This is a genomic window from Bacillus sp. NPDC094064 (assembly GCF_050279585.1).
In the GTDB taxonomy this organism is placed as follows: Bacteria; Bacillota; Bacilli; order Bacillales; family Bacillaceae_G; genus Bacillus_A.
The window spans coordinates 831,238-843,687 of sequence record NZ_JBNNUI010000001.1 but is presented as its reverse complement, the minus strand read 5'-3'; the positions used below and the strand labels follow the sequence as shown (position 1 = coordinate 843,687).

At 32.9% G+C, this 12,450-nt stretch carries 9 protein-coding genes; 8 read left to right on the top strand and 1 reads right to left on the bottom strand.

The window, feature by feature from the left end:
- Window positions 1–1,195 precede the first annotated feature (1,195 nt).
- The 8 genes from ACQKNI_RS04530 (at window position 1,196) to ACQKNI_RS04495 (ending at window position 10,622) form a co-directional block, all read left to right on the top strand.
- Entirely contained in the window at window positions 1,196–2,113 is a 918-nt protein-coding gene (locus ACQKNI_RS04530; RefSeq protein ID WP_098252109.1) for an endonuclease/exonuclease/phosphatase family protein, read from the top strand.
- Between the two features lie 487 nt (window positions 2,114–2,600).
- Window positions 2,601–3,965, top strand: coding sequence for a DEAD/DEAH box helicase (locus ACQKNI_RS04525; RefSeq protein WP_098840799.1), 1,365 nt, complete (start codon window positions 2,601–2,603; stop codon window positions 3,963–3,965).
- A 254-nt stretch (window positions 3,966–4,219) separates the two neighbouring features.
- Window positions 4,220–4,855, top strand: coding sequence for a TetR/AcrR family transcriptional regulator (locus ACQKNI_RS04520; RefSeq protein WP_427282220.1), 636 nt, complete (start codon window positions 4,220–4,222; stop codon window positions 4,853–4,855).
- Window positions 4,856–4,902: 47 nt separating this feature from the next.
- Window positions 4,903–6,165: an MFS transporter gene (locus ACQKNI_RS04515; RefSeq protein ID WP_427282219.1), complete on the top strand. Its 1,263-nt coding sequence runs from the start codon at window positions 4,903–4,905 to the stop codon at window positions 6,163–6,165.
- Window positions 6,166–6,171: 6 nt separating this feature from the next.
- Window positions 6,172–8,511 (top strand): ABC transporter permease, encoded by a 2,340-nt coding sequence (locus ACQKNI_RS04510; RefSeq protein ID WP_427282218.1) that lies wholly within the window; start codon window positions 6,172–6,174, stop codon window positions 8,509–8,511.
- A gap of 10 nt (window positions 8,512–8,521) precedes the next feature.
- Window positions 8,522–9,283 carry an ABC transporter ATP-binding protein gene (locus ACQKNI_RS04505; RefSeq protein WP_140417251.1) on the top strand — a complete coding sequence of 254 codons (762 nt, stop codon included), beginning with the start codon at window positions 8,522–8,524 and terminating at the stop codon, window positions 9,281–9,283.
- A 100-nt stretch (window positions 9,284–9,383) separates the two neighbouring features.
- The gene (locus ACQKNI_RS04500; protein WP_098357658.1) at window positions 9,384–10,094 is read left to right on the top strand and encodes a class I SAM-dependent methyltransferase; all 711 of its coding nucleotides are present in this window, start codon (window positions 9,384–9,386) and stop codon (window positions 10,092–10,094) included.
- A gap of 120 nt (window positions 10,095–10,214) precedes the next feature.
- The gene (locus tag ACQKNI_RS04495) at window positions 10,215–10,622 is read left to right on the top strand and encodes a VOC family protein (protein ID WP_098357659.1); all 408 of its coding nucleotides are present in this window, start codon (window positions 10,215–10,217) and stop codon (window positions 10,620–10,622) included.
- Between the two features lie 46 nt (window positions 10,623–10,668).
- On the opposite strand, the gene ACQKNI_RS04490 is transcribed toward ACQKNI_RS04495, so the two are convergent.
- Window positions 10,669–12,354, bottom strand: coding sequence for an alpha-keto acid decarboxylase family protein (locus tag ACQKNI_RS04490; protein ID WP_098883091.1), 1,686 nt, complete (start codon window positions 12,352–12,354; stop codon window positions 10,669–10,671).
- Window positions 12,355–12,450 lie beyond the last annotated feature (96 nt).

Here is a 12,450-nt window from a genome sequence, read left to right as displayed (position 1 = left end):
GGAAATCAGGCATACTTTGAACCTGATGGCGTACATTTAACAAAAGCAGGTGCAGAAGCATATGCTGCCCTTGTAGCAAAAGCAGTGAATCAATAAAGAGTACGGAAAAGATTCTGGTGAAAAGATTTACAAACCGTATTTAGGTTTTTTTGTGTTATTAATCTAATATATTTTTTCAAAAATCCCTTTCCTTTTCCCTAAGTTTATAAAGCCGATCCTTTATTTTGAACTTTCTTTTCCTGATTGGTTACGTTCTAACTACCATATTTTTTGCATTCTCCTTAATTCCTAACTTTCTTTATAAATTAAGTGATTGCTTATTTTTTGGATCTATAGCTGCATCTATGGTTTCTATCCTCAACTGATCAAAAAGACTTAAATCCTTTACCCAGTTATTTATGCTTAAGTCAAAGGCGGTTTCTACAATTTTATTTTTTAATTGCAGCAGCAAGTAGAAAAGGGAATTCATGAAGGTATTGGACCAGTGAAAATAAGCCATAGTAGAAACATAGTGCTATAGCTTATTAATGCTTATTTTTATTGATACAATATGTATAGCTATAACAATAAATAGAAACCCCCCTCAATCTAATTTGAGGGGGGTTTCTAATCGCTATATTTTTCATGAAGAAGAAAATGAAAAGATAGCTAACATTGTGGATTTGAAATAAAGTTTAACCGTTTTGAAAAAAGTTTGATTAAAATACAACCTTTATTTCAAAAATACAACTGAAAAAGTCTATTTCACAATAAATAGAAGCTGATTGCCAATTGTATGTAGATGATCAACTTCTTTTTTCTGTATATTGATATATTTTGCTGGTTTTTAATCCTCTAAACGAGGTGTTTTCATTTCTACCGTATCTTCATTCTTCCTTACTCTCCCAAGGGTTTCAAGGACTCCATTTCACACCTTACTTTTTACGAGAGAACTACCCTGTGCTCAAATAGACTTAAATAATTCATTTTATTTACACTATTGTAAATATTATGATTTTAATTAAATTTTACATGTATTTTTATAGGGGAATGCCAAATACATTTACTTTGCTCCTTCTTTATTCTTTCAATTTACTGATGTCATTATGTTCAATTCTTTATATTTACAATATTAAAACTAATATTAATATTGCCTTAACATAGAAAAGGTATGCTTTAACTGTAATACATAATTAAATAACGAGGAGGAATTAGAATGAAGAAAGTTTTAAAATCCTTATTTTTAGTGGTAGCCGGTTTACTAGTTTTCCTAAGTGGTTTGTTACCGGGAGCTTTAACTGGGTTTGCTGCAGAAAACAAAGACCAGTCGACGGTAGTAGATGTAAAAGCGATGACTTTTAATCTAAGATACAAAAATAACAATGATCCATCACCACACACTTGGGATGAAAGGGTTCCTACCATTAAAAGACTGATTGATATGGAGAATCCTGATATCATTGGGACGCAAGAAGTGTTATATACACAACTACAAGATTTAGAAAATACATTACCTAAGTATAATTGGATTGGTTTAGGGCGTGAAGGTGGAAATCGTGGAGAATACTCTGCTATTTTTTATAAAGAAAAAGATTACACCGTACTTGAGTATGATCATTTTTGGTTATCCGATACACCAGAAGTAATTGGTTCGAAAACATGGGGAAACAATATTCCAAGAATGGTTACTTGGGCTAAGTTTCTTGATAAAAAAAGCAACCAACAGTTCTATTTCGTCAATACACACTTTGATCACCAATCCGCAAATGCAAGAGAAAAAAGTGCAGAATTAATTCTTGAAGTAACAAAAGAATTTGATCCAGGGTTACCGGTTATATTAACAGGCGACTTCAATGCTGGACCAGATAGTCTTCCACACCAAATTTTAACAAGTGACGGAGCATTCGAAGATTTATGGGAAACAGCTGAGACAAGAATCAATGAAGAATTAGGAACATTTAATGGTTTTGTTGATCCTACTGGTAAAGGACCTGGCAACCGTATTGACTGGATTCTCGGTAAAGGAAACCTTATAACTAATGAAATTGAAATTGTTAATTATCAGAAGAATGGACAATTTCCAAGCGATCATTTCCCAGTGATTGCTGACATCTCCTTAACCTACAACAAATAAGAGAATAAAATGAGCCAAGATCATTGATATAGTTGAATGGTGTTTGGCTTTTTTGAGTTACGGGGTATTGTGAAATTGAACTACTGTAAAGTTATACTGGAATTATATTCCAATTGAGCGCGTTTGTAGTAGATTATAGGCAGAAAATGATCAATCTTATTTCAAAATGGATTCTATTTTATTTATCGTAAAACTTGGGATTGTAAGGTGTTTTTGGTTAAACTTTATTTCAAAGCTACATACAATCGATACAATTTTATATTATCCTCGAAATGACATGAAATTAAAACGTCATATCACAAAATTAAGAAGTTCATTTTGTCTTCTACTAACATGGAAGCACTAATAAATTCCGAGAAAAAACAAAAAGAATTTACCCACCTAGTACACAATGAATATAAAAAAAGAAGATAAGAATTTTTTTATTTTTCATATTTGGCGAAACAAATGGTACAATGAAAGCTAATGTGAAAAATAAGGAAAAGAAGTGGTCTATTTGAAAAACTTTTTAGAATTAGGAATTAGTGAAACTTTTAATCATACATTACGTGAAAATGGAATTACAGAAGCAACACCGATTCAGGAGAAAGCAATTCCTGTTATTATGTCAGGTAAAGATATTATTGGGCAAGCGAAAACAGGAACGGGTAAAACGTTAGCATTCGTGTTACCGATTTTAGAAAAAATCGATCCAGAGTGTAGTGATGTTCAGGCTTTAATTGTTGCGCCAACAAGGGAACTAGCACTGCAAATTACAGCTGAAATTAAAAAAATGCTTGTTCAAAGAGAAGACATTAATGTATTAGCGATTTATGGTGGACAAGATGTAGCGCAACAATTGAGAAAGTTAAAAGGTAATACACATATTGTTGTAGCGACACCAGGACGATTATTAGATCATATACGACGTGAAACAATTGATTTAAGTAATCTTTCAACGATTGTACTAGATGAAGCTGATCAAATGCTTTATTTCGGTTTCTTATATGATATTGAAGATATTTTAGATGAGACACCTGGTAGTAAACAAACGATGTTATTCTCAGCAACGATGCCAAAAGATATTAAAAAATTGGCGAAACGTTATATGGATGAGCCGCAAATGATTCAAGTACAAAGTGAAGAAGTAACGGTAGAGACAATTGAACAGCGTGTTATTGAGACGACAGATCGTGCAAAACCAGATGCACTTCGTTTTGTTATGGATCGTGATCAGCCATTTTTAGCGGTTATTTTCTGTCGTACAAAGGTTAGAGCAAGTAAGCTTTATGATAATTTAAAAGGACTTGGTTATAATTGTGCTGAACTTCATGGTGATATACCTCAAGCGAAACGTGAAAGAGTCATGAAGAGTTTTCGCGAAGCTAAAATTCAGTACTTAATTGCGACTGATGTAGCAGCTCGTGGACTTGATGTAGATGGTGTAACGCACGTATTTAACTTTGATATCCCTGAAGATGTAGAAAGTTATATTCATCGCATTGGCCGAACAGGACGTGCAGGTGGATCAGGTCTTGCAATTACATTCGTTGCAGCGAAAGATGAAAAACATTTAGAAGAAATTGAAAAAACGCTTGGTGCACCACTGAAAAGAGAAATAATCGAACAACCGAAGATAAAACGTGTTGATGAAAATGGAAAACCGGTACCAAAGCCGGCTCCAAAGAAATCAGGTCAATATCGTCAAAGAGATAGTCGTGAAGGTTCAAGAAGTGATTCAAGACGTGATTCGAGAAATAGCTCAAGAAGTGATTCAAGAAATAGTTCGAGAAATGAAAACAACCGATCATTTAATAAGCCAAGTAATAAGAAAAGTAGTACAAAACAAGGTCAGGAAAGACGTGGCCGTTAAATAGTTATTATGAAAGAGTCGCCAAGCATTGCGGCTCTTTTTTATTTTTACTCAAAGCAACCGATATAAGTAGAAGAGTAATTGCATTGAAACAATCTTTTAAATTTCATTTACCGTATTAAAATAATTTTTAAAATACATAAAGGAAATAAAAAGTATGGTGTTGTATATGTACAATAATTAGGAAACTTTTTACTAACTAAACATATAATTTAAATAGACCGACAGTCGGTCTGGCGGGAAGGAGAACGTGAATGCGAATTGTAAAGGAGTATGAGGAGAGACGAAAGGAAATTTTAGAAACTGCTGAACGTTTATTCGTTACGAAAGGTTATACGAAAACAACAGTAAATGACATTTTAAAAGGGATAGGGATAGCAAAGGGGACGTTTTATCATTACTTTAAGTCGAAAGAAGAAGTAATGGATGAGATCATTATGAGGATCATTAAAGATGATGTTGCTAAAGCGAAAGTGATCGTCTCTAATCCAAATATCACAGTTTTAGAAAAGTTATTTCGAGTTTTAATGGAGCAATCGCCAAAATCAGGGGATGTAAAAGATAAAATGATTGAGCAATTTCATCAACCAAATAATGCAGAAATGCATCAAAAAAGTTTAGTACAATCCATTATTCATTTATCTCCTGTATTAGCGGAAGTTTTAGAGCAAGGAATTAAAGAAGGGATTTTTTCAACTTCATACCCACGAGAAACGATTGAACTATTACTATCCTCAGCGCAAGTCATATTTGATGATGGGTTATTCCAGTGGAAACCAGAAGAAATGATGAGAAGAGCGAAGGCTTATATTAAAATGATGGAAGTATCTGTTGGAGCGAAAGAAGGATCCTTTGATTATATGATGGAGGTTTTAATGAAACAGAAATAGCTTTTTTCTGTTTGGGCATTATAGACCGACAGTCGGTCTAAATTTGAATGAAAGGTGTGATGAGGATGCCAGCAAGTATAAAATCTTCTATGAAAAATTTTCACTTAATGGTGAGTGGGCAAATTATTACTATTTTAGGTTCAACACTTTTACGTTTTGCTCTGTCATTATATGTGCTAGATATAACAGGGCGTGCTGATATATTCGCAGGATTATATGCGGTAACGAGTATTCCATTTTTACTAGCCCCTCTTGGCGGAGCTATTGCAGATCGTTTCAATCGCCGTAATTTAATGGTCATCTTTGACTTTATAAACACTGCGATTGTATTAAGTTTTATAGTTTTGTTGTTTACCGGTTCTGTATCTATTGTTTTAATCGGAACAGTTATGTTTTTGTTAGCCGTCGTTAGTGCAATATACGCACCAGTTATAATGGCGAGTATTCCGCAATTAGTTCACGAGAAAAAATTAGAACAAGCGAACGGTATCGTAAATGGTGTGCAAGCATTATCTAATATAGTTGCTCCTGTATTAGGAGGAATATTGTACGGCATAATTGGTTTGAAAATGCTCGTAATAATAAGTTGTCTTGCTTTCTTTTTATCTGCAATTTTAGAAATGTTTATTACAATACCTTTTATAAAAAGAGCGCAAGAAAGCCATATCATACCGACAATTGTAAAAGATATGAAAGAAGGACTTGTATATGTTTTAAAACAACCATTTATTTTGAAATCTATGCTTTTAGCTGCATTACTAAATTTAATACTGACACCGCTATTTGTTGTTGGTGCTCCAATTATTATACGAGTAACAATGGAAAGTAGCGACACGTTATACGGAATTGGAATGGGATTAATCGATTTTGCTACTATTTTAGGTGCATTATCAATAGGTTTTTTTGCGAAAAAGCTACAGATGAAAACATTGTATTACTGGATGCTTTTAATAGGTTTACTAGTACTACCAATGGCACTATCAGTTGCACCAGTTATTCTTAATTTAGGATACTATCCATCATTTATCCTCTTTATATTTTCTTCTATTCTAATCGCAATGATTATGACAATTGTCTCTATTTATGTAATTACTGTAGTCCAAAAGAAAACACCAAATGAAAACCTCGGAAAAGTAATGGCAATTATAACAGCGGTAGCTCAATGTATGGCACCGATTGGGCAAGTCGTTTATGGTTTTATGTTTGAAGAATTCAGTATGAAAATATATGTGCCTATATTAGCTATTAGTTTCATAATGATAATAATAGCGGTTGTGACGAAGAAAATATTATCGAATGAAGGGAACTAGCTTCATATGATTAGGAGAATGTTAAAAAGAGATTTCTCTCAAAATAAAATGATAATTACCATTTTATTTATGTTTATCATGTTATCAAGTCTATTAATGGCTAGTGCTTCAAGTAACGTAATAAATCTATTGAACTCAATGGATCAATTGCTTAAAGTATCTAAAGCACCGCACTTCGTACAAATGCATGCCGGAGAAATAAATCAAAAGTCAATCGATTCATTTGTAGAACAAACACCGTATATAAAAAGGCAACAGACGGCTGAGATGATTCAAGCAAACGGATCTAACGTATTTATAAAAAACAAAAATCAAGCGGAGCATAATAGTGTGATGGATATTAGTTTCGTTAAGCAAAATAGTAATTTTGATTTTTTACTAGATTTAAACAATAAAGTGATCGATGTTAGGAATGAGGAAATAGGTGTACCCATTTATTATATGCAAAAATATAATTTGCGTATTGGAGATAAAATATGGGTTGTTAAAAATAATAATGAACTAGAATTTACTATTTCGACATTTGTTCGTGATGTTCAAATGAATCCATCCATCGTTAGCTCGAAACGATTTGTAATAAGCGATGAAGACTTTGAAATCATAAAACAAAATTTTGAAGAAAGGGAATACCTTATTGAATTTCAGTTAACAGATTTAAATAAGATAAATGAATTTGAAGATTTATACCAATCATCGAACTTACCTCAAAAAGGTCCCTCTATTACGTATTCACTCTTTAAAACACTCAATTCATTAACTGATGGAATAATTGCTGCAGTGCTTATTATAATAAGTGCATTATTGATGTTAATTGCAATGTTATGTATTAGATTTACGATCATTACTTCGATGGAAGAAGACTATCGGGAAATTGGTGTTATGAAAGCAATCGGGATTCATAACAAAGATATTCAAAAAATATATGTAACAAAATATGTTGTTATCGCTACTAGCGGATGTATATGTGGATATATATTTTCATTATTTGTTACAAAAATATTTACCTCTAATATCTCGCTATATATGGGGACAGCAAATAAGAGTGTTTTACATTTTGTTGTACCATTAATAGTCACAACATTGTTATTTCTAACAGTTATCCTTTTCTGTCGTATCATTTTAAGGAATTTTAGGAGAATTACAGCAATAGATGCTTTACGATCAAGAGATAAACTAGGAAAAAGAAAAATTAGAAAATCCTTTCTATTCAATAAAACTAAAATTAAAAATGTAAATATATTTATAGGTATACAAGATGTTGTGAAGCGATTTAAGTTATACCGAGTAATAAGTATCGTTTTAATAATAGCGGTGTTCATGATTGTTGTACCTGTTAATTTTTTGTATACAATTCAGTCACCGAAGTTTGTGAATTATATGGGGACAGGAAAAAGTGATATACGAATAGATTTACAGAAAACTGAAAATATAGAGAAAAGGTTTAAGGATGTTATATCATATTTACGAAATGATGATGAAGTAAAAAAATATGCAGCATTTGTAACGAGTACATTTAAAATGGTGAATGCTGATGGTACACAGGAAAACTTAAATGTGGAAGTGGGAGACTTCACTCAATTTCCAATAGAGTATCTCCAAGGTATGGAACCCAAAAACGAAAATGAAATGGCACTATCCTATATGAACGCAAACGAATTAAAAAAGAATGTAGGGGATGAGATCGTTTTATTTGTAGATGGAAAAGAGCAAGCGCTAACGATTAGTGGTATATATCAAGATGTAACAAACGGTGGAAAAACAGCTAAAGCGAGCTTTTCGTATAACAAAGAAAATATATTATGGTATGTAGTAAATGTAGATTTGAATTCTAATGTGGATTTGCAAGAAAAAGTGAAGGAATATAAACAAAATTTTCATTCTGCAAAAATAACAGATACAGGTAATTATTTATCACAAACTTTAGGAGAGACAATTATACAATTAAGACTCGTTACTCAAGCGGCAATTCTGATTGCTATATTGATATCGGTTTTAATGACTGCGATGTTTATTAAAATGTTATTGGCAAAGGACACCTCTCAAATATTAATTATGAAAAGTATTGGTTTTTCTAACAAAGATATTCGTATACAGTATATAACTCGTTCTATTGTCATCGTATTAATAGGCATTTTAACAGGGACATGTATAGCTGCTACGTTTGGTGAGATGTTAGTAAGTTGGTTAGGCTCATTTATGGGAGCAGGTCATATAAAGTTTGTCGTGAATCCTATCGTTTCCTATGTAATATGTCCAGCTATATTATTTATATCTGTGATAGCAACAACACTTTTCAGTAGTTTTACAATGAAACAAACAGACGATTTAAAACGAAATGGAGAGTAGGGGTTGTAACGTGAAAAAATTTTTAGAAGTAAAACAATTAAACAAAACATATTCAATAGATGGAAATGCAAATTATCACTTGTTAAAAAATATAGATTTAGAGATTTATGAGGGAGAATTTGTATCGGTTATGGGACCTTCTGGTTCTGGAAAATCGACGTTACTTTATACTATTAGCGGGATGGATCAAATGTCATCTGGAAGTGTGAAAGTTGATAGTAAAGAATTATCATGTATGAAAGAAGAAGCGTTAGCGAAATTGCGCCTTACTGAAATAGGATTTATTTTTCAGCAGAGCAACCTTCTGAGAAACTTGAATCTATTTGATAATATCATTTTGTCAGCATATTTAGCGAAATGTGAGAGTAAGAAAATAGTAAATGAACGTGCTCTGGAGCTAATGGGGAAAATGGGGATAAGTGATATAGCGTCTCATTATATAACCGAAGCATCCGGAGGGCAATTACAAAGGGTCTCTATATGTAGAGCACTCATTAATAATCCAAATATTATTTTTGCTGATGAGCCAACGGGTGCTCTAAATTTAAAATCAACAGAAGAGGTAATGCAAATCTTATTAAATATTAACCGCGATGGAACTACAATTATGTTAGTAACGCATGATGTAAAGGTAGCAGCGAAAACAGAAAGAGTTCTTTTTATGGCGGATGGAGAAATTGTTAGTGAAATACAGTTAGGTAAGCTTAGGAGTGATGATTTAAAAGCGCGAGAAGAGAAGTTGTTAAAATGGTTATCTATACTTGGATTTTAAATAGAAAACCTCCTATTGAATGTAGGAGTTTTTCTATTTGCCTGAAATTTCTAAAAGATATATAATGATTTTCTGACTATTAATTCATGGAGGGGTATTAATGAAAAATGAAACGTTACGTACACAAGAGGATATTTTAAAAATGTTGGATTCATTATTAAGACCGGCAGAACCGTTTTGGAATGAATTTTATACGAATAGAGAAAAAGATGTTCCGTTTTTTGGGAATGTACCAGATGAGAACCTAGTTTCGTATATACAAAAAGAGTGGGTTTCAAAAGGAAATGCACTAGAACTTGGATGTGGTCCGGGTAGAAACGCAATTTATCTAGCAAATGAAGGATTTGATGTAACCGCAGTAGATTTATCTATAGAAGGCATTAATTGGGCGAAAGAGAGGGCTTTAGCAAAAGGGGTAGAAATTGAATTTATTTGTGAGTCGATTTTTAATTTAGAGGCTCAAAATGAATTTGATTTTGTATACGATTCGGGCTGCTTACATCACATTCCACCACATAGAAGAATGAACTATGTAGATTTAATTAAAAACTCATTAAAATCGGAGGGGTATTTCGGATTAACATGTTTTGCAGCAGGCGATTTAGATGAGCGAAATGGATCAGAAATAACAGATTGGGACGTATATAGAGGATGGAGTTTACAAGGTGGTCTAGCATATTCAGAAGAGAAATTAAGAGAGATATTTAAAGAATTTGAAGTGATTGAAATTAGAAAGATGAAACAAATGGAACAACCAAATGAAATGTTTGGAGAATCATTTCTTTGGACAGCATTATTTAAAAAGAAATAAAAAAGTAGATATTTGACAAACTCATCGTTTTTATAGACAATACATTTACAAGAATGTACGTTCGGTTTTTATGAACCGATGTATGTTTTGCATAAATACATAACAAGGGGCTGTCACTATATGAGTAACACAAATCAAAAAATTACTACGTTTTTAATGTTTGAGGGTAAAGCTGAGGAAGCGATGAATTTTTACACGTCGCTATTTGATCAATCAGAAATTGTAAGTATCTCTCACTATGATGAAAATGGACCTGGTAAAGAGGGAACTGTAATTCATGCAACTTTTACGCTAAATGGACAAAAGTTCATGTGTATCGATAGTTTTGTAAATCATGATTTTACATTTACGCCAGCTATGTCACTTTATGTAACTTGTGAGACGGAAGAAGAAATTGAAACTGTCTTTCATAAATTAGCGCAGGATGGAGCAGTACTTATGCCTTTAGGTGCCTATCCATTTAGTAAAAAATTTGGTTGGTTAAATGATAAATATGGTGTGTCTTGGCAGCTAACTCTTGCTGAATAAAGATATGAAAAGAAAAGCGTATCCTATTTTAGTTACGCTTTTCTTTTTAAGAATTTTGTTGGCCGAATCTTTTCCCAAGTTTAGCTAACAATTCAGGCTGATCCCCTTGGCTCATTACAACTTCAACAAAGGTAAGTTGATTCTTATTAATACTTATTTTAGTTAAGACTTCTGCTAACTCTGTTTCATTTTCTACTTTAAATGTTTGGCTTTTTTCTTCTGTTCCGAATACGTTCGCTAGTTTTGTGTAATCCCACATTTGTATGTCATTATACGGTTCGTTTTGACCGTGAATTGCACGCTCAACAGTATATCCATTGTTATTGATTAAAAATATAATCGGTTTTAAATTTTGACGTAGTATAGTCGATAACTCTTGGACAGTTAATTGAAAAGAACCATCACCAATAACTAAAATGTTGCGCCGCGATAAATTAGCGAGCTGTGTACCAAGTAGAGCAGGCATTGTATAGCCGATTGCCCCCCACAATGGCTGCGCTACATATGTTGTGTTATTCGGTAAAGGGATAGTAGCACTACCGAAGAAAGGGGTTCCTTGCTCTGCAATTAAAACGTCATTTTCTTGTAAAAAGTGGTATATTTGTTGCCAAAAACGTTTTTGTGTAATCATTTGTTCTTTTGGATTAAACTCTTCAGTAATAGATAGTGATTCTGAAATAAATGGCTTAATATCAAGTGTTTCCTCATTACGATGTTCAATTACATCACTTAACTGCTGTAAAACATCTTTCATTACAACCGGCCCATACTTTTTATCTATAATTTTCACAGTATATGGATGGATTTCTATTACTTGCTCTTTCGTAAAACCTTGTGTAAAACCGCCAGTAATAGTATCAGTTAATTTCACACCGATACTAACAATACAGTCAGATTCATCAATTCTTTTTCGCAAGTATGGAGAACTAACATCACCAGTATAAACACCTATAAATTGTGGGTGTTTTTCAGGGAATATTCCTTTTCCCATACTTAATGTTGCGATAGGAAACCCAGTTTTTTCTACGAAATGCAGTAAATCTAATTCGGCATGAAATCGATCCACTTCAAAATCAGCTAAAATAACAGGTTTTTTGGCACTATTTATTTTTGAAATGGCATGTAGAAGCATTTTATCTAATGCTTCTTTATTACTTAAAATAGGTTTATTTATAATCGGTTCTGTCGGTTTATTAATTGGTTTATTATATACATCAATCGGTAAATTAATATGAACAGGTCGTTTTTCATTCCAACACGCACGTAGTACACGGTCAATTTCTGCAGCAGCATGCTCCGGGGTCAAATTTGTTTGTGCTACAGTGATTTCTCGATACATATTGGAGAAGTGATCAAACTTTCCATCACCTAAAGTATGATGAACGAGTGCTCCGTTTTCCATTACTTTTGTTGTTGGCGTACCTGTGATTTTTATAACCGGTACGTTTTCTGCATATGAGCCAGCAATTCCGTTCATGGCGCTTAATTCTCCAACGCCGAAAGTAGTAATTAGAGAAGCGATTCCTTTTATGCGAGCGTATCCATCTGCAGCATATGCTGCATTTAATTCATTACAATTGCCAATCCACTCTAAATTTTCATGTGCTAGTACATCATCTAAAAAAGCCAAATTATAATCACCAGGGACCCCAAAAATATGCTCAATTCCTAATTCGCTTAATCGGTCTAATAAATATGTACTTACAGTATATTGCGTTTTCAAGTGAATCATCTCCTAATTATGCAATGCATATTTCAATAGACTAAAGAAGTTCCAATGCGGTCATTAAAATATTGATTACTGGATTGTGGTATAATTTACATACAG